At 54.2% G+C, this 18,228-nt stretch carries 19 protein-coding genes, 1 tRNA gene and 1 pseudogene; 9 read left to right on the plus strand and 12 right to left on the minus strand.

Features of this window, described 5'->3' with window-relative positions:
• Positions 1-326: 326 nt before the first annotated feature.
• The 5 genes from AC1RJ3_RS00005 (at position 327) to AC1RJ3_RS00025 (ending at position 2,883) form a co-directional block, all read left to right on the plus strand.
• A complete protein-coding gene (locus AC1RJ3_RS00005; RefSeq protein WP_019691259.1) occupies positions 327-542 on the plus strand; it encodes a tautomerase family protein in 216 nt (71 codons plus the stop codon).
• A complete protein-coding gene (locus AC1RJ3_RS00010; RefSeq protein ID WP_493076859.1) occupies positions 539-1,177 on the plus strand; it encodes a DsbA family oxidoreductase in 639 nt (212 codons plus the stop codon). The genes AC1RJ3_RS00005 and AC1RJ3_RS00010 overlap by 4 nt, the downstream gene beginning before the upstream one ends.
• 59 nt (positions 1,178-1,236) lie before the next feature.
• On the plus strand, positions 1,237-1,947 hold the full coding sequence (locus AC1RJ3_RS00015; protein ID WP_493076861.1) for an SDR family NAD(P)-dependent oxidoreductase: 711 nt from the start codon (positions 1,237-1,239) through the stop codon (positions 1,945-1,947).
• Between the two features lie 248 nt (positions 1,948-2,195).
• Complete coding sequence (locus AC1RJ3_RS00020) at positions 2,196-2,594, plus strand: carboxymuconolactone decarboxylase family protein (protein WP_054595137.1); 399 nt, start codon at positions 2,196-2,198, stop codon at positions 2,592-2,594.
• A 43-nt stretch (positions 2,595-2,637) separates the two neighbouring features.
• Entirely contained in the window at positions 2,638-2,883 is a 246-nt protein-coding gene (locus AC1RJ3_RS00025) for a hypothetical protein (protein WP_347928623.1), read from the plus strand.
• Between the two features lie 205 nt (positions 2,884-3,088).
• On the opposite strand, the gene AC1RJ3_RS00030 is transcribed toward AC1RJ3_RS00025, so the two are convergent.
• From AC1RJ3_RS00030 to AC1RJ3_RS00050, 5 genes are all read right to left on the minus strand, one after another.
• A complete protein-coding gene (locus tag AC1RJ3_RS00030) occupies positions 3,089-4,042 on the minus strand; it encodes a TauD/TfdA family dioxygenase (protein WP_347928624.1) in 954 nt (317 codons plus the stop codon).
• A gap of 30 nt (positions 4,043-4,072) precedes the next feature.
• Positions 4,073-4,810 (minus strand): TSUP family transporter, encoded by a 738-nt coding sequence (locus AC1RJ3_RS00035; RefSeq protein ID WP_347928625.1) that lies wholly within the window; start codon positions 4,808-4,810, stop codon positions 4,073-4,075.
• A 274-nt stretch (positions 4,811-5,084) separates the two neighbouring features.
• A complete protein-coding gene (locus tag AC1RJ3_RS00040) occupies positions 5,085-5,249 on the minus strand; it encodes a hypothetical protein (RefSeq protein ID WP_347928626.1) in 165 nt (54 codons plus the stop codon).
• 326 nt (positions 5,250-5,575) lie between these two features.
• On the minus strand, positions 5,576-8,032 hold the full coding sequence (locus AC1RJ3_RS00045) for a membrane-bound PQQ-dependent dehydrogenase, glucose/quinate/shikimate family (protein WP_493076864.1): 2,457 nt from the start codon (positions 8,030-8,032) through the stop codon (positions 5,576-5,578).
• Between the two features lie 230 nt (positions 8,033-8,262).
• Positions 8,263-9,165, minus strand: a complete 903-nt coding sequence (locus tag AC1RJ3_RS00050; RefSeq protein WP_493076866.1) for a GntR family transcriptional regulator — start codon at positions 9,163-9,165, stop codon at positions 8,263-8,265.
• A gap of 154 nt (positions 9,166-9,319) precedes the next feature.
• Between AC1RJ3_RS00050 and AC1RJ3_RS00055 the strand changes: the two genes are divergently transcribed.
• The 3 genes from AC1RJ3_RS00055 to AC1RJ3_RS00065 all read left to right on the plus strand — a co-directional run bounded on the left by AC1RJ3_RS00055 (position 9,320) and on the right by AC1RJ3_RS00065 (position 11,788).
• Positions 9,320-10,021 carry an arylsulfatase gene (locus tag AC1RJ3_RS00055; RefSeq protein ID WP_347928629.1) on the plus strand — a complete coding sequence of 234 codons (702 nt, stop codon included), beginning with the start codon at positions 9,320-9,322 and terminating at the stop codon, positions 10,019-10,021.
• Entirely contained in the window at positions 10,014-10,763 is a 750-nt protein-coding gene (locus tag AC1RJ3_RS00060; RefSeq protein WP_347928630.1) for a hydroxypyruvate isomerase family protein, read from the plus strand. The genes AC1RJ3_RS00055 and AC1RJ3_RS00060 overlap by 8 nt, the downstream gene beginning before the upstream one ends.
• 719 nt (positions 10,764-11,482) lie before the next feature.
• The gene (locus AC1RJ3_RS00065) at positions 11,483-11,788 is read left to right on the plus strand and encodes a hypothetical protein (RefSeq protein WP_493076869.1); all 306 of its coding nucleotides are present in this window, start codon (positions 11,483-11,485) and stop codon (positions 11,786-11,788) included.
• On the opposite strand, the gene AC1RJ3_RS00070 is transcribed toward AC1RJ3_RS00065, so the two are convergent.
• Both AC1RJ3_RS00070 and AC1RJ3_RS00075 read right to left on the minus strand, forming a co-directional pair.
• Positions 11,754-12,842 (minus strand): acyltransferase family protein, encoded by a 1,089-nt coding sequence (locus AC1RJ3_RS00070; RefSeq protein WP_493076871.1) that lies wholly within the window; start codon positions 12,840-12,842, stop codon positions 11,754-11,756. The two genes, AC1RJ3_RS00065 and AC1RJ3_RS00070, sit on opposite strands and share 35 nt — an antisense overlap.
• A 98-nt stretch (positions 12,843-12,940) precedes the next feature.
• Positions 12,941-13,837: pseudogene (locus tag AC1RJ3_RS00075) on the minus strand (phage baseplate assembly protein V).
• Between the two features lie 171 nt (positions 13,838-14,008).
• Between AC1RJ3_RS00075 and AC1RJ3_RS00080 the strand changes: the two are divergent.
• Complete coding sequence (locus AC1RJ3_RS00080) at positions 14,009-14,239, plus strand: tyrosine-type recombinase/integrase (protein WP_493076873.1); 231 nt, start codon at positions 14,009-14,011, stop codon at positions 14,237-14,239.
• Positions 14,240-14,298: 59 nt separating this feature from the next.
• On the opposite strand, the gene AC1RJ3_RS00085 is transcribed toward AC1RJ3_RS00080, so the two are convergent.
• The 5 genes from AC1RJ3_RS00085 to AC1RJ3_RS00105 all read right to left on the minus strand — a co-directional run bounded on the left by AC1RJ3_RS00085 (position 14,299) and on the right by AC1RJ3_RS00105 (position 18,193).
• Positions 14,299-14,374, minus strand: a tRNA-Thr gene (locus tag AC1RJ3_RS00085).
• A gap of 137 nt (positions 14,375-14,511) precedes the next feature.
• On the minus strand, positions 14,512-15,039 hold the full coding sequence (locus AC1RJ3_RS00090; RefSeq protein WP_493076875.1) for a serine acetyltransferase: 528 nt from the start codon (positions 15,037-15,039) through the stop codon (positions 14,512-14,514).
• Between the two features lie 562 nt (positions 15,040-15,601).
• Positions 15,602-16,831, minus strand: a complete 1,230-nt coding sequence (locus AC1RJ3_RS00095; RefSeq protein ID WP_493076877.1) for a methyltransferase — start codon at positions 16,829-16,831, stop codon at positions 15,602-15,604.
• Complete coding sequence (locus AC1RJ3_RS00100; protein ID WP_071552393.1) at positions 16,812-17,501, minus strand: ABC transporter permease; 690 nt, start codon at positions 17,499-17,501, stop codon at positions 16,812-16,814. Before AC1RJ3_RS00100 ends, AC1RJ3_RS00095 begins: the two co-directional genes overlap by 20 nt.
• Positions 17,498-18,193, minus strand: a complete 696-nt coding sequence (locus AC1RJ3_RS00105; RefSeq protein WP_347928633.1) for an ABC transporter permease — start codon at positions 18,191-18,193, stop codon at positions 17,498-17,500. Before AC1RJ3_RS00105 ends, AC1RJ3_RS00100 begins: the two co-directional genes overlap by 4 nt.
• Between the last annotated feature and the right edge of the window lie 35 nt (positions 18,194-18,228).

Here is an 18,228-nt window from a genome sequence, read left to right on the forward strand (position 1 = left end):
AGGTCGACCTGGTAAAAGCACGGCCTGCCTGACGGCAGGCCGTTACCGGCCCGCACACAAAATATCTGACAGTCCCGGCGACGACCTTATCAGTGCGAGTAAACCGGGCATTGGATATGGCCCATAAACACGCTCAAAATCAGCGTTCTTCCAGGGGTTTTCAGGGGCGGAAAGTTGGTTTAGACATATCAATATCCTGCCTATATTCATTACATCACGTCACTAATGATGTGCTTGAACCCATCTTTATCCCGCCAAGGCAACGCCATACAGTCGACTCCACCACCTGCCCATCATCCCGAAGGGAAGGTCACTGGAGAGTCGTCATGCCTTTCGTCAGCGTACGCATTACCCGCGATGGCGTTACCTCGGAGCAGAAAGCTCAGGTGATCGCCGAAATCACTGAAACCCTGGAGCGGGTCCTCAACAAACGCCCGGACCTGACTCACATCGTGATCGAAGAAGTCGACACCGATAACTGGGGCTATGCCGGGATCACCACCACCCAGTACCGAAAACAACTGGCAGAGGGGCAGTCATGAGGCGCCCCGTCACCATCGATTTCATCTCCGATGTGGTGTGCCCGTGGTGCGCCTTGGGTGTGACGGCGCTGGAACAAGCCATCGAGAATCTGGCTGGGGAAGTTCCGGTCGAGCTGACCTTCAAGCCTTTTGAGTTGAACCCGGACATGCCGGCTGAAGGTGAGAACGCAGTCCAGCACTTGATGCGCAAATACGGGCGTAGCGCCGAGGACATCGCGGCCGGCAAAGCGATGCAGATCGCCCGTGGTCAAGCCATCGGTTTCACGTTCGATCTGGAGAAACGCAGCCACTTCTACAACACCTTTGATGCTCACCGCCTGTTGTTCTGGGCATTGCAGGAAGGGCGGCAGATTGAACTGAAGAAAGGCTTGCTGCGCGCTTACTTCAGCGACGGCCAGAACCCGAGCGATCGCGAGACGCTGGTCCGCCTGGCGGCTGAAGCGGGTCTGACTGCGGCCCGTGCGCGTGAGGTGTTGGCGTCCGGAGCGTTTGCCACGGAGGTGCGTGAGCTTGAAGCGTTTTACCGCGATCACGGCATCAATTCGGTACCGGCCATGATCCTCAACGGTCGTCACCTGGTGTCCGGTTCGCAATCGGTCGAGTACTACGAACAGATGCTGAGGCAAATGGCGTAGGCCCCCGCTGAAGCCTGATTGATCACGTTTAAAACTCCATTATTTTGTAGAGGTTCATCATGAGCAATTCGAAAAAAGTCATTGTTATTACCGGCGCATCCCAAGGTCTCGGCGCAGGCATGGTCAAGGCTTTCCGTGATCTCGATTACCAAGTGGTTGCCACCTCACGCTCGATCAAACCGTCCTCCGATCCGGACATCCTCACCGTGGCGGGCGATATCGGCGACCCGGCGATTGCCGAGCGCGTGATTCGTGAAGCGATCGCACGTTTTGGCCGTGTCGACACCCTGGTCAACAACGCCGGGATCTTCGTCGCCAAGCCGTTCACCGCCTATACCCACGAAGACTACGCTGCTGTGCTGTCGGTGAACCTGAATGGTTTCTTCTACATCACCCAACTCGCCATCGCCGAGATGGAAAAACAAGGCCGCGGCCACGTCGTCAACATCACCACCAGCCTGACAGACCACGCCGTCGACGGCGTGCCGTCGGTACTGGCGTCGTTGACCAAAGGTGGCCTCAACGCCGCAACCAAATCCCTGGCCATCGAATACGCCAAGCGTGGCATTCGCGTGAACGCGGTCAGCCCCGGCATCATCAAAACGCCAATGCACGCCGAAGAAACCCACGAAGCGCTGGGCAATTTGCACCCGGTCGGGCACATGGGCGAGATCAGCGACATCGCCCAGGCCGTTGTGTATCTGGACTCCGCCGGATTCGTCACCGGCGAAATCCTGCACGTCGATGGCGGTCAGAGTGCCGGTCACTAAGACCTGCTTTTCCAAACCCCGGAAACAACAAAGCCCTCGCATTACTGCGGGGGCTTTGTTTGATAACTCCAAGCATTTAGTGGTCTGTCATTGCGCCAAAAAAGTCTAAATCCATCCTGTTGTTTCTACGATATTTAAGGATTCCTTGCCTGGAGTTGTCCTGCTGCCGGCTCTGGCATGGCCGCCAGCGAACTAAACTAAGTTGTACCTCTGGTGTAGATGTCTCCAGAGAGGTAAGGAGGTGCCAAATGGCCATTCGTGATACCTATCGGGAAATTGAGCAGACCCTGGGTCAGGTACCGGAGTGGATCAAGCAGATGCCGGAAGGTGCAGCGAACGGATTCTGGGTCGTAGCCAAGGATTTCTGGCTGGCAGAAACCAAGATTCCTAACAAGTACAAGGAGTTGATAGGTCTGGCAGTGTCCGGGGCGACTCGTTGTAAGTATTGCGCCCTGTTCCATACCGAAGCCGCGCGCTTGTTTGGCGCGACTGACGAGGAAATTTCCGAAGCCAGCTTTATGGGGTCGCTGACCATGATGGGCAGCACCTTTATTAACGCCCAGCAGATCGACTACGAGCAGTTCCGGCAGGAAACGCTGAGTATCGTCCGGTATGTCAAAGAACACTCGCAACCCAAAGCCGCATAAGCCGTTGCGGGAACCCGCCCTTCGCCAACTGACGGAGGATAAGTTGATTGCAATCACCGGCGATGGTCTTAGGACCACCGCTCGGTGGCAAGCGGCAGTGATGCGCGCCATCAGCGAACTCATGCAATACAGCGACAGCGCCCACGAAGAAAACCAGGACTTGCGCATTCCCTTCGCCAAAGCACTGCATGACCTCTATGCGGGACAGAAGTCCGACGCCGAATTGACGGAAATGGTGTTGCTGATGCTGGAAGTGGAAACTGCGCCTTTTCTTGGCAAAGGGGTCTAGGCGGGAGCGCGGGTTTTTCCAAACCCCGGAAACAACGAAGCCCTCGCATCGCTGCGGGGGCTTTGTTTGTAGGAGGCGGAAGAAAAAATTGGGACAGACCACGATTTATTCAGCATCTGCATATTCATTTAAGTCAGAAATCGTGGTCTGTCTCCGAATTACTCGTCAATCAGGAGCATTGTCAAGGAGGTGTCCATAGTGAGTGTCACTCGACAATCATATCAAGCTCGTTGTGAGCTTTTGATAGAGGCTTACTCGGCGGGTAGTGAATGCCGCATGTATAGTCAATAAGCAAATGCTCTGAATTTTCTTGTTGGGCAATATTATATTTTTGAAAGGGGAACATTGCTCTGCGCACAGGTGACTGATTCAATATGTTTTTAAATGTGACTTGTGAATCATCAGCAATCCAAAGTCTTCTTACTTTTCTTTTCTTGCTGCCATCAACGAACTGATGGCGTGCGTGTAAAACTCTAAGGTTATCCATGACCAGAATGTCCCCAGGGTCAAGGCTTATATTAATGATGTAGTTCTCGTTAGTGGAGTAATTGTTTTGGATGTAATTGAATGCAGCGCTAGCCCACTGAGGAATAAAGGCAGTGCTGTCATATCTATAACGAATTCTTAACCGGTTATCATTAATTTTTTCGAATACAGAACAATCCATGGATAATAAGTCGTCTCGACAGTAGGTGACACTGCCGCTGGTCATCAATACCTTTAATATGTCAGCTTGATTTGCAAGCAAATCATTGTAGATTTTTTGCCCGTCAATCAAAAAATTATCTCCGCCAGTCTCCGGCTTTGATACGCATTGGAGAATTACAAATTTGGGAGGTGTGATTTTTCTTGCCACGCCGCCAACGTAAGCCATCCCATTCAAAAAAGACCCATCAGTATGAGGAAAAAAATCACTTGATAATTCACCGTGGTAATCATCTTTGAAGTTTTGCCAGTCCTTGTTTATTGATTCTCCACCTCCCACCACTCCATTTTTATCGGATTTTGTATGGAATTGAATTGATCCAAACTTGCCGGCGATATCCCTAAATGCCTCCAAAGAGTTATCTTGAGGTTTGACAACACAATATCCATGCTCATTAAGAAAAGCTGAGATTCCTTTGATGTCAGAACAATCGATTTTTTTGCTTTTCGCCATTTCACACTCCTTGTTGTGATGAGATAAATTTCAAACGCTCTGAATGAAATGATCCAGAATCATTTTAAAACCAAAAAACGTAACGCCAACTTTCAAAAGCATGGCGCCTACACGCTGCGATATTCGATCTCTAAGAAATCCACCGAAATACGAGCCGCCAGTGGAGGCTATGATCATGATGGTGATGAGGTATGCGTAGTCCATGAATGCAAAGCCAGCCATAACAAAAGCAGCGACCTTCAAACCGTGCAGTACACTCATTTGCATTGCATGGGTGACGATCACTTCATCTTTTTTAATATTCATCCTCATCAAAATAGGCTGTGATATCAAACCGGTTACAGCCACAAAGAGTGAAAGAAATGTTTGAACAAACCCAACGATTGCAAAGTTTTTAAATATGAACCCCAGGTGTGACACGATCTTGGTCCATGTTATTGCCAGAATGAAAAAACCAAGCGCGAGTGATAGATATTTCTCAGGGAATTTCCCTATAAAGAAATATCCAATGAGTGCTCCCGCCAGACAGCCGATGATGTATTTAGGAAGAATTTCTATTTTTGCACTCTTGTAATCAAAAGCAAATCGACTGGCATTGCTCACCATTTGAATTAAACCGTGAACCGGTACAACCGCTGATATAGGTAAAAATTGAGGCATCACTGCAAGCAATCCAATTCCGCCACCAACGCCAATGGCGGCAGTCATAAATGAAGTTATAAAGCTGACGCCCACCAAGACATATAAGCTGGAAAAGTGTTCAATCATTTTTAATTCCTGTTGAGTTTTCTTAAAATTACAATGTGTATCTCGGTGCGGTGGCTTCTCGCATGGCTGTTTTTTCACTGCATAAGTGTCTGTGGACGGTCATAACATAATGATGAGTTTTCAGTTGGCCTCAGTCGTCATTGCTTTTAAAGGCAATAAGATGATCACGCGTGCACAGATCATCCGTCTCACCATTTGAGCTGCATGCTTTTTCAAGGGTGATAAAATTCTGCCCCTGCTCAAGGGCTCGTAGATAACAATGAGTAAAGTCGGGCTAGTACGTGAGTGCTGGGGCTGGTGTAATAAACAGCTGGCCGATCACTTCTTTCATAGGGAAAATTTTGATGTCATAAATAATTAGGCCGGTGGTGCGCTGCAGTGAAGCGCTAAAGAGCTGACTCCCCTTGCGGGTCATGATCTCCTTTATATCAATATCCATCCAGTTCGCCGAGGCGCCGTCTGCTGTTTAAGTTGCTGGGAGACGGTGTCTAGGACACTATTGGATTTTTGGTAGTTGCTATCGCTCTTTGCGAAAAGTTTCTGAATGCCGGCGTGATAGTGTGCCAGTTCTTATAATTTGGTAAGGGCGTTGATGCATGAGGGTCAAGGTGTTGGAGAGCTTGCCTTCGAAAGTTCTTGAGGTGTTACCAGGCTCTCCACCATCACTGAAGCTTTCCTCGTTACCAGGCGAGGCTATTCGAATATCCATATATTTACCTCCCTGTCCGACAGTGTTACGGAGAGTCTTTTCAGGCGGAGTGCGATTTACTTCTCGGGCAGGGCCCAAGCGATGATGCTGTCACCCAACTTGGTTGGAATTCGGTCATGACCGCCGACTACTGCCACGACGTACTGTCGGCCCTGGCTCATGTAGGTCAAGGGTGAAGCCTGATTGCCCGCGGGAAGGCGTTCTTCCCACAGTAGTTCTCCACTTTCACTGTCGTAAGCCCGCATGAAACGATCAATGGCGGCACCGATGAACGTCACGCCCCCAGCGGTTGTCACACCTGTTGCGTCACTCGGCGTGCCGATTTCGAAGCGCGTACGAGAGGCGATTCCCCAAGGCCCGCTGTCGTACCCCGTACCGAACGGACGACTCCAGACTACGTCGCGTGTACGCAGGTCTATGCCAGCAATGAAGCCCCAAGGTGGCGCAATGCATGGTTGGTCAAGGGATGACATCCATGGATCTTTGATGGCGCCGTAAGGCAGTCCGGCCTGGACGCGAAAGCCTTGGCTTTTACCCGGCGCTTCTTGGAATGACTTGGCATTGATGGCGTCGAGTTGTTCGCGAGGAACTAGCCCCTGCATGTAAGGGATCCGCTGGTTATTAATGATCAGTAGGCCTCGTTTGAGGTCTACCATCACGCCTCCCCAGTTCAAGCCGCCATGATGGCCGGGGAAAATCAGGCTTTGTTGGCCTACGACTGGCGGTGTGAAGATCCCTTCGTAGCGTGCCTGGCGAAACTCGATGCGACACTGCAACTGATCGAATGGAGTTAAGCCCCAGGCATTTGCCTCCGTCAGTACTTCCGGCGTTTTCGAAGGGCGTCCCATGGTGCTCGGCATATTGGGCGAAAGCGGCTGGGTGGCCGAAGTGTAGTCTCCAGGAGCGGTTCCCTGTGGGACGGGAGATTGCACGATATCCACCAAAGGCTCGCCGGTGGCGCGGTCAAGTACGAACAGCTGGCCGGATTTGGTAGCTTGAATGACGGCGGGGCGTGTGCCCGTTGATGTGGGGAAATCAATCAGATTGGGTTGTGGGCTCAGGTCGTAGTCCCATAGATCGTGGTGAACTGTCTGGAAATGCCATCTGACCTTGCCTGTGGCCGCATCCAGTGCAACCAGGGAGGAGCTGAACGTGTCTTCTTGTTCCGTGCGAGTACCCCCATAGAAGTCGCCGGCAGCGTTGCCGGTGGTGACATACACCAATCCCAGTTCATCGTCGGCGGATAGCGGTGCCCAGGAGTTGGGTGTGCTGAGCGTGTAGGTTTCGTCGTCGCGAGCGGGGGCATTGGTGTCTGGACGGCCTAAGTCCCAAGCCCATTTTTGTTTGCCGGTAACCGCGTCGTAGGCACGAACCACTCCCGAGGGTGCTGGGCGCACATCTGAATCAAGGACTCGGCCTCCGGTGATCACCACCCCGCGGATTACAATGGGGGCGGAGGTAATACCGGTCGACCCTTTTCTGAAGGTGCCTAACCCGTCTTTCAAATCCGCAAAACCTGCATTGCCGAAGCCGGGGCACGTTTGGCCAGTCAAGGCGTCTACCGCTCCCAAGCGAATATCGTTGGTGCCCCAGATAATGCGCGAAGCGCACAGGCCACTGGCATTTGGCACTTCGAAATAGGAGACACCGCGACAGTATGCGCCGCCATTGTCGAAGTAGGCTGGGTCGACTTTGGAGTCAAACCGCCAGTTTTCCTTCCCGGTGGTGGCATCCAGAGAAATGATGATTTGCTTTGGGGTGCAGGTATAGAGCGAGTTACCCACCTTGATCGGAGTGGCCTCGTTCAAGTATTTGGTTTTTTCACCTGGTTGCTTCACGTCGCCGTGGTGGTATTCCCAGGCTTTCACCAAGCCCGACACATTCGAAGGAGTGATTTGCGATGCTGCGGAATAGTGGTTGCCCAAGTTGGAGCCTGCATAAGCGGTCCAGTTGGTTTCGTCGTGTGACGCGGCAACATTACCGTCCGGTGACGTCACCGTGTTGCGACTGAAGGGTTGTTCGGGGCGCGTCGTTGCAAGCGTCGAGTCGGCAAGGTGAACGGCTGTCGGGAAGAACAGGGGCACCAGGATGGTGACTGCCATGAGTATCGGCAGTAGACCCATGATGGTGAAGTAATGACTTCTTCTGGCGTTTGCAAAGTCACGATGCACCAAGGGCCAAAAAGCCAGAAATGGAACGCTGAGAACAGCCAGCCAGGCTAAGCGTGGAATGAAGGCCCAACCATCGTACCCGGACTCCCAGATCGCCCAAGCGTAGGTGGCCAGGGAGGCCGCACCATAGAGGTAGATGCCGAGAGACTGTTTCAGGCCAATGAGAATGGCCGATAGCAACAGGGCGGTGCCCATCATGGCGTAATAGGGTGACCCGCCTGCTGCCACCAGAGCGCCCCCTTGATAGGCCAGTGTCACTCCAAGCAGGGCAACACATATTGTGTACACACCGAACAGAAGGTTCGAGACTCCCGCTCCTCTACTCAACGTCCTTCCGTTCATTACGATCATCCCTGTGCGTTTGGATATGGCTTCGCGTCCGAGCGGTGCGCATAATTGATCATTGTTGCAATGAAATACAATATCCGAAGTTAATATTAACTATTTAGTGCGGATGAAATGTGTTTCTGTATATTACGTCGATGAAAAACAATCGTGCCAAGCTGATCAGAGAACTATTGGAGCGCGCGCTGACGAAGCTTCGATCAGTAATAGGGGGCTAGTGGTGCGCTCTATATCCCATCATCTTCTGGCATGACGTCCTGATGGGTCTTGAGTCGGCCCACTTCGTCCAGATGCCTCCAGAGAAATTGCGCGGCTTCTTCACGGCGATCAGACTCGATGAGGTCGAGCAAATGGATGTGTTCCTGGCATTGCGCCATAAGACGCGTGCGATCGACGTTGGCTTTGTAGCCCACGAAACGTCTGAGTTGGTTTTGCTGGCGGATGGCATCGATGAAAAAGACATTTCCGGAGCACTGCACGATCAGTTCGTGAAACTGGGCGCCGACTTGGAACAGTTGGGCACGTGACAAGGTGTGGATATCCCCATCGAGCATGGCCTGCTGTTGCTGCCTGGCCTTGGCAAACGCGGCGTGATTGATCTGATAACCGGGCTCAAGCAGAGCGGCCGGCTCGATGGCCATACGGAAGCGGTAGCTTTGGATGTATGTCTGGGCGTTATGCACGAAGTCCTTGAGACCCCATCCTTGCCCTGGCTTGCGCTCCACCATGGCTTCGCTGGCCAGCCTGTTCAATACCTTGAGCAATTGTCCACGGGGCACTTCGTAACGGCGCAACAACTGCGCTTCGAAAAAGTGGGCCGGTATTTCGCCGCCAAGAATGTCGTCGACTACACGAAGGTAAAAGTCTTCGAAAGGATCACTGGCGAGAGGGAATGTTGTTTCCTGAATCTGCCCAGCGCCTTGTTTCAGAAAGTAGCCACGATTGGGTTCCTGGATGGCGAGACCCCACTCGGCGAGCAAGGCAAAAACCCGCCGAATAGGCGAGCGCGAAACACCAAGCGCTTGTGCGAACGTCTGCTCGCGCAACGGCTCACCGGCTTTCATCGACCGGGCGCGAACCATGTCGATGACGCGTGGGGCCAACTGCAAGGCGAGGTCTTTCTTGATCACAGGCTCTATCTCGAATGGTTAGCTTCAGTCCGTTCCCGTTGGGGTAGATACCCCCATCGGACTGGAGTTGGAAAATACCATACGAAGAGGATGTGGGTGTCTGTACAAAGAGCGTTGGTGGACTTGTCGAACAACCTTGTCGAGGCACATGAGCATGAAGGCTCCACGCATTTTTCTGATCCACGCGACCGCGTTGGCGATCGATCCCATCATGGCGGCCTTTGCCCGGCAATGGCCGGAGGCACAGATCATCAATCTGCTCGAAGACTCGTTGTCCCGAGACCGAGTGGAGGAGGGAGAATTAACCACGAGTATGAAGGCGCGTTTTCTGACACTTTCCCAGTACGCAGTACAATGCGCAGCGGACGCCATACTTTTTACCTGCTCGGCTTTTGGCGATGCCATCGACCTTTGCAAGCCTGACATTGCCATTCCAGTACTCAAGCCGAACGAAGCTATGATCAACCTGGCTCTAACGCAAGCATCGCGTGTTGCCGTGCTGGCGACGTTCGAGCCTACCATCACCTCGATAATCACCGAGTTCAAGCAAGTGGCTGAGCGTAGTGGTCGGGCGATGGAGGTGGTGCCCTATTTTGTCCCTGGTGCAATGCAGGCATTGAGTGAAGGGAACAAAGACGGTCACGATACCGCCATCGCGGAAATGGCTGCTCAGGTCGGAGCCTGCGATCTGATCTGTTTCGCACAGTTTTCGATGACGAGCGCCGCAGGGCAAGCACAGGCTCGATCGGGTCTACCTGTATTGACCACTCCCGATAGTGCAGTGCTGGAGCTGCGAAAGATGTTCCAGGCTGATGATTTTGTTTCTTTCCAGGATGGATGGTTACCCAATGCTTAAGTTCAATGCTCATCTCGGTTTTCAATTCAATGAGTTGCCTTTTCTGCAACGCATCGAAGCCGCTGCCGCAGCTGGTTTTCGGGCGGTGGAGTTCCCGTCGCCCTATGAATTCGACGCGAGTCTCCTGGCCGACAACCTGGCTCAATACGGTCTGCCGTTGATTCAGTTCGCCGCACCAGCTGGCGTTACCAAAGGCATCGCTGCCTTGCAGGGCAAGGAGGAAGAGTTTCGCAACGGGTTGGTCCAGGCCGCCAGCTATGCAAAGACGCTGGCGTGTTCGGATGTCCACATCATGTCCGGGGTTACGACGCAGGATGAGGCAGCGCTTATCTTCGGGGGCAACCTGGAGTATGCCGTCAAGTATTTCGAAGATCAGGGTTTGCGGCCGCTTATTGAGGTGATCAGTTCGCAGGCGATGCCGGGCTATTACATGTCTGACTTTAGCAAGGCGCAACAGGTGCTGGAGACCTTCCCGAGTGTTGGGCTGATTCTCGACCTTTACCATGCCCAGCTTCTGACCGCAGACGCAGCAGATGTTCTGGCCCGGTTTTATGACAGAACCGTCCATGTACAAATTGCCGACTGCCCGGGTCGTCACGAACCGGGAACGGGGAGCATCGACTTTGCTGACTTATTCGCGGCGCTGGAGCAGCGTGGCTACACAGGATGGATCGGGTGTGAATACCATCCTTCCGGTTCTACCGTTGCGAGCCTTGATTGGATTAAGCAGCTAAGTGCTTAGTGTTTGCGACGCTCGAACGGGATTCGGAGTTCACGTATGAGCGTCCATGCGACCGACTTTTGAACCCATTTTGGCTGGTGTCGAGCCGTAGCGACTTTTTCAACAGAGTCTGTTGATTACGGCAGGGGAAAAGGGCGCGCCCATTAGCCGGCCTCCCCACCTCCGTGAGGTGGGGAGGCCGGATAGATGATTCTGGGGGGCGCAGCTTGCAATCTTTTCCAAGGGCAAGCAGATCTGCGTTGAAGATCAAAAGATCGCAGCCTTCGGCGGCTCGTGCAGAGGGGTGTGTGGCAGTTGGATTTCTGGATGCCAGAAACAACAAAGCCCTCGTATTTCTACGAGGGCTTCGTTTTGTATGGTGCCGGCACCAGGAGTCGAACCCGGGACCTACTGATTACAAGTCCAAGTTATGGCCCAGTGTTCATTGGGCCTACCAGCAATAGCTAGTTTTATCAGGCTCATACGGGAGATATTCAGCGCACTTCATCGCACGGTGTGGAGTTTTGTGGACATGCTCTACTCGTCGTCGATGTCTTCAGGCCGAACTCTGACGACGGTGCCGCATTCACCATCAAGGAGAACCGACACACCATTTATATCGAAGCTTCCCACTATCGTTCCATAGGGCTCTTCCCAAGGCACCCACTAGCCAGGGCTGTGGAGGCTTGTCGTCAACGAGTTGTCGCTGGACTTAGGCGGACTTCCACCGAGAGCGAGATTTGGCGCCCAAGCTGTTGCAAAGCGCGCTCTACGTTCTCAATTTTGGAATGGTGCAGGACGTTGACCAGGCGATCTACCTGGAGTTGCTACACATCCAGGTGGAGCGTCAATACGGCTTTGCTCACTCCAGATTCCAAGAGCGTATTCCACAGCGCAACCTTTGCTCCTGTCAGCGCAGGCAGACGCAACGCGACGTCCCCAGTGGTGCAGAGAAAAATAAAAAAGGCGGCTCGATATACGACCGCTTCTTATTACGTCGAATTTGTCAAACTATTTTTTTTGGCGAATTGCAGATATTGGAATAGTGCGCGACATCCGAACTAAATTTTGCTCAATAAAGCGATAACTTAGATACGCCACCACAAGTACAGAAGCGTAAGAAGCAATCCAAAACAACACTGAGCTCCATACCCCACCTCCTGCATACCCCAATGATAGCCAAACTCGACCGCAAATACTTAGTGTCAGAATGTGCGAGAGGTAAAGTGAGTAAGACATATCACCCACTGATTTTAAAAAGCCGAATACCTTCAACCTACTTTTCGATTCCAGCAACGCAAATGCCAATAGTAAAAGCGTATAGCCCCCACCGACTGAGAAGGCTCGTTCCAAGGATATGGATTGAATCACATCAGAGCCGTCTACCACTCCTGCGCTCAATGCATACGCAAGGCCGCCCACCCCCACCAGTGCCATCGTGGCGACCGTGACAGATACCGTTGAAGGCCGTTGCGAAAGCTTCAGGAAGGCGATGCCAGCCAGTGCGCCAAAGATGAACTCCAGCGAAAATTCATGGGCCATCACACGCAGGTAAGGGTTCTCAGGCGTATCCATGAAGGCGGAAGCGCAGACAATCGCAACAAACCACAGCACAAAGGCACGCAGAACCCAGTTCGACGGCAGCAGCAGAATCACGGCGAAGACCAGATAGAACCACACTTCATGGATTAATGACCAAGCAACCATCAGTAACGGCAACGCCGAATGAGGAAGCAGCAGCAACGATGAAGTAATGTCAAATTTGCCACCCTGAGAACCATTCACCATTTCAGGCTTGATCTGGAACACAAGAAAGAGGGCAAGAAAGTAAACCCAGTAAGTTGGATATATACGAAAGAAACGGCCTTTCAGAAAGTTAAGCGCTTCACCCTTTAATCCGAATTTATTACGGAAGGCGACAATCATTACAAAGCCACTGATTACAAAAAATAGATCAACGCCGGTTTGCCCAAATATGAATATTTCGGGCAACAGGCTCTCGCCTTCTACATACTTGGCATTGATAAATAGTGAGTGAAAAGCAACGACAATTAGAGCTGCCAAACCTCTGGCAGCTTGTAACGAGGAGAGTTTGTACACGAATTTTTGTCCCTAGAGCCAACTGGCTATCCTGTGCTGGCATTTTGAAAGTAACGCACTTTCGTTGCAAGCACAGAGCCATGGACAGAGACATTTCGCTACAGAGTGATGGGTTTCAGCTTGCCAGCGAGCTGCAACGAAGTGCCCGAGTTGACAGTGAACGCAGCCGCATTCCCAGAAACAGGAGTAGGACCATGGGTGTGTGCTGCGAGTTGCGTGTTCATCTGTTGCAACAGATCAAGCATGTCGCACACGATCTAAAATAGGTTCACACCACCGGACCCGATCCAGCTTTTCGGCGCCTGTATCTGCTGGCTGATCCGGGTCACGCTCTTGCGCAGGCCCTGAATCCGCTCCTGCATATCGCCACCCACCGTGGCGTTGTGTTTCTGCCCCACCACCAGGTTTAAATCCCGACCGGTCGCCTGGTGCAGATCATCCACCGCAGCTAGGCTCGAGGAGCCGCCCGACAGCAGCTTCAGCGCACCCAGGTCTTCAATCTTTTTAACCCCACCCACCGACTCGGTCGAATGGTCGTCAATCGTCTGGGTGTGGCTCTGATACTGCTCGCGGTTCTCCAGGGCTTCCACGTCGCGCTCGATCGCCTTGTCGGTGATCTTGCCGTCTGTCTGGCGTAGCCAGTTACCATCGGCGTCGACGCGCTGTTGGGCGGCTTCGCTGTGCCGCCAGACCTGATCACACTTCGGCACCTTAGGCAAGCTCAGGCCGTGAGGCAGGATCGTCGGGATGTAGGGCTTGTTCGGCAGGCCGTAGGGAAAGCACACCACCACCTGAGTACCTTCCTCCGGAAAGGCATACATGCCCATTTCTTCGCCACCGGTGGGCAGCGGCACGCCGTCGAGCTGGGGCAGTTGCGGATCGGGTTCACCGGCTGGCCCTAGCACTTCAATGTCCACGGCATAGCGCAGCCGGAAGTCTTCGCAGATTCCCGCGCCGGCTGGCGCGTCGGATGTGCTTGGCGACAGGAGCTCGATGGTCGGAAGCTGAAAGTCTCACTGCCCGACAGGTCCGTGATTGCCGCATTCACTTCACTCGCACGAAGTCGTCAAAGAATCGAGCTGTGCCGATTTCTGAAGAGTTGCAAAAGCAAATCAAGAAGGCGATGCCCTTTGGTGATTGCTACAAGAAGTTTGGCGAGTCCGTTGATGCGGTGGCATTGGATCTGCCAGTTGACCCATGTGTTACGCCATACCTTCGCCAGTCACTACATGATGAACGGTGGGGATATCCTGACGTTGCAACGGGTGCTAGGGCATGCCTCGTTGGCAATGACGATGAAATACGCGCACTTCAGCCCTGGCCACCTTGCGGAAGTGGTCAATCTCAACCCTTTGGCGGTTGGGTGTGGACACTTTGTGGACATTTCGAAGAAGTGAAGCAGGGGCTTGAATAAGCCCCAGAAACAGCAAAGCCCCGCATTGCGGGGCTTTGAATGTGGTGCCGGCACCAGGAGTCGAACCCGGGACCTACTGATTACAAGTCAGTTGCTCTACCAACTGAGCTATACCGGCGTGTTGGGCGACGATTATAGCGATTGGCGTGGTTCTGTAAACCCCTGATTACTGACTATTTTTCAGCAGGACTCTGACAAGGTTCGCGCCCTTGTGTGTGCTTGAGCGCTCCGGGGCTGCTTTCGATCAGCCTGTGGTTATCGTGCATTGTAAAAAGTGCTGTCCGCCGGGATGCTTTTGTTGACGAATGACATGGCTCCGATTGTGACGTTGTCACCGATTGAGAGGCTGTCGGCGATGATGCAACTGTTCGCCCCGACGCTGACGTTGTCGCCAATCACCAGGTTGTACTCGTCCAGGCCCATGGTTTTTATGCCAATCGTTGTGTTTTGGCGAATGAAGAAATTCCGCCCGATTTTGATGTAACCGGTGATGACGACGCCAGGCAGGTGGCCGATGCGAAAACCTGGCCCTATCTCGGCATCAATGCTGATGTCGACCCCGTACTTGAGGTTGATTTTCCTCTCCATGCGTTTGGCATAGAGCCGCGCGAACGCATTTCCGCTATTCAGATACTGGGCAAGCCTGAACCAGAACAAATACCTGAGAGTGTTGTTCCTTCTGATTCTTCTGAAGATGTTGCTGATCAGCCCGATGCGGCTTCCGGGCTTTTTCTTGTTCGAGACTTCTGAGCGCCAGTGCAGGATCAAGGTGTCGAGAGTCATTGCGTTGTTTCCGCCCGATGTGAGGTCTGAAGCGTCAGGTGCGAACCAGCACATTTTTGAGTGTCTGAATTGCCCGCCACGAGCGGCTGTTGCGCAGAGCGTGCAGCTCGGCCTCGTTGCGTGGGTTGTTTGTCGCAGCGTGCAAGATGGCGGAGTGTAGCGATCTTCAATCAGAAAGTGTGTGGGCATAGCAGCCAAGTACGGGAGGGATTGGCAGGCCTGTCGAGGGGGCGACGGGTAGCTTTGCGGCACGGGGCCTTCCATGGTGGAGCCGTACGCGCCAGAGATTTCTGGCGCCTGGCAACGATAGTTCAGAATGTGGAGGTTGGTTATGACCTTTCGGATTAATGCTTATGCACAGCGGGAGGTGGTTTCGCTGCGTTTACGGCCTATTTTGTGGAGCAGTTCTCAACAAATCGCAACTGGCTGTTTTTTCGCCTGTTTTTTAATGTGAACAAAAAATGACCAAGCGCTTTTATGGCCTATAAGCCATGGATCCAAAGGCTTTTATCAAGTTTCATCAACAGACTTATCCACAGGCTGTTGATCGAAATGGAGGGGGTTATCGACGCTCGGCGAGCAGCATCAGATTGCGCGGTGTCAGTGGGGTTTCGCAGAACAATCCCAGGCGCACCGAGTAACCCTGTTCTTCGAGAAACAGCGCTCGGTCGAGTACCAGCCACAGCTCCAGGGGGCGTCGGAACAGGCCGCGTAGCAGTTCAAGATTACGCACCTGGGCCAGGCGTTCCCAACCAGAGGCTTCGAGCGCCACCCAATCCTGCGCTGGGACTGTGGATAAGTCTTTTAGCGCCGCGAGGTCGCGGCAGTAATCGGCGAAGGGTTTATCCAGCCAGGCGCTGGGCAACGACGGTGTGGGCAGGTAGTTGTCACAACTGCGCAGTTGCCGTTGCAGCAGGTCGAATGCCAGTCGGCGGGCCATGGACGTGTCGCGTTGACGTCGGACGCGGGCACCGGCGGTGACGGTTTCACTCAGCGGCAGGGCCAGATCGTCGAGGGAAAGCTGTAGGTCGGAACCTTTAGCTGCGTCGGACAGCGGCTGGTACTGGCGAGCGCTGATGCGGTTATAACAGCACGGCGCAATGGCCAGTTGTTTACAGCCGGTCGCGCTGGCCAGTTGCATCAATCGTACATGCAGATCGCCGCAGGCGTGCAGGGCGACCGGTGTCTGATCGGTGCTCAGACGCGCCGCCGCATCGGCGGCCATCACATCTTGTTGAAGATGATTGACTGCGAGGTGATGGTGTTGACTCAGCGCCTGACCGCTGGCGATCAGCGCCGGGTCATATTCCAGGCAGGTCAGTTGTTGGTCGGCTTGCAGCAGGCGTCGGCCCAAATGACCCTTGCCCGAGCACCAGTCCAGCCAGTGTCGGGTTTTTTCGGCAAATTGCAGGCAACCGGCGAAGGCTTCGATCTGCTGCCATTTGCGACCGGGCACGTCGACATTCAGTCGTCGGGTTGCAGGCTCAGTCGTATGAACGGGAAGGTTGCCTACAGCGCTGAGGGCAATGGCCCGCGCGGCCAGTCCTGGAAAAGGTGCGGGCGCCAGAAGGTGCTCAGGATGGTTATGGCTGTTTTCCGCGTCTTCCAGCGAACGCTGGCGTAGCCAATCTGCCAGTTCGGGATAGGCCGTTTCCCACGGCAGTTGCCGATGGGTAAACGGACGCGGTCGCCAGAGTGCCTGGTGTTCGCTCAGGAACTCGTCCAGCGCTTTGAAGCGGGCGAGCAACTGTTCGCCCGCAAGCACCGGCCGATCAGCGTCCCTGGCAGGCATCGACGCGCAACCAGCGCTCCAGCAGCTTGAAGCCACGCACCAGAATGTAGGCCATCAACAGGTAGAACATGCCGGCCGCGAAGAAGATCTCCACGGGCAGGTAGGTCCGGGCAATGATGGTGCGGGCCATGCCGGTCAGTTCCAGCAAGGTCACGGTGCTGGCCAGGGCGCTGGCCTTGAGCATCAGGATCACTTCGTTGCTGTAGGCCGGCAGGCCAATGCGCGCGGCACGCGGCAGGATGATGTAGAACAGCGCCGTGGGGCGCGACATGCCCAGTGCCCGTGCGGCTTCGATCTCGCCCTTCGGGATGGCCTGGATCGCCCCGCGCAGGATCTCTGCGATGTAGGCCGCAGTGTGCAGGGTCATGGTGGCGGTGGCACACCAGAACGGATCGCGCAGGTATGGCCACATTGCGCTCGCGCGGACCGCATCGAACTGCGCCAGGCCGTAATAGACCAGAAACAGCTGCACCAGCAACGGCGTGCCACGGAAGAAGAAAATGTACGCGTAAGGCAGTGCGCGCACGTACCACAGGCGCGACGAGCGGGCGATGCCCAGCGGAATCGCCAGCAGCAAGCCGAGGACGACGGCGATGGCCACCAGTTCCAGGGTCAGGGTCGCGCCCTGCGCCAGTTTCGGCAGCCACTTGATGATGACTTCCCAGTTCATTGTGTGCTCCTCGCGAAGCCGCGAGCGGCGCGTTTTTCCAGCAGGTGCATGCCGGTCATGGCCAGAATCGTCAGGCCCAGGTACATGAAGGCTGCGACCATGTAGAAGGTGAACGGCTGCTTGGTCATGGTGACGCCGTTTTGCGCATGACGCATGATTTCTTCCAGGCCGATCACCGACACCAGCGCGGTGTCCTTCATCAGGATCATGAACAGGTTGCCCAGGCCCGGCAGGGCGATGCGCCACATCTGCGGCAGAATCAGCCGGGTGAAAATCCGCAACTTTGACAAGCCCAGTGCCACGCCGGCTTCACGGTGACCCTTGGGGATCGCCAGAATCGCCCCGCGAAAGACTTCGGTGGCATAGGCGCCGAAGCACAGGCCCAGGGCAATCACGCCGGCGGCGAAGGCATTGAGCGCGAGATCGGGGTTGCCGAAAAACTCGCCCAAGGCACGCATCAGGTTGACCGTGCCAAAGTAGATCAACAGCACCCAGAGCAATTCCGGGATACCGCGAACCAGGGTCGAGTAGGTGCCGCCAAGCCATTGCAACGGCTTATACGGGGAAGTCTTGGCCAAGGCGCCGAGCAGGCCGAGCACCAGTCCCAGGCATAACGCCGAGAGGGCCAGTTTGACGGTCATCAGCGCACCAGCGGCGAGCGCCGGGCCGAATCCGTAGAGGTCGATAGTCATGGATTTCTATTCAAGTTGCCGCAGGCATTGCCAAG

It is taken from the genome of Pseudomonas sp. GW822-FHT04C11 (assembly GCF_058800905.1).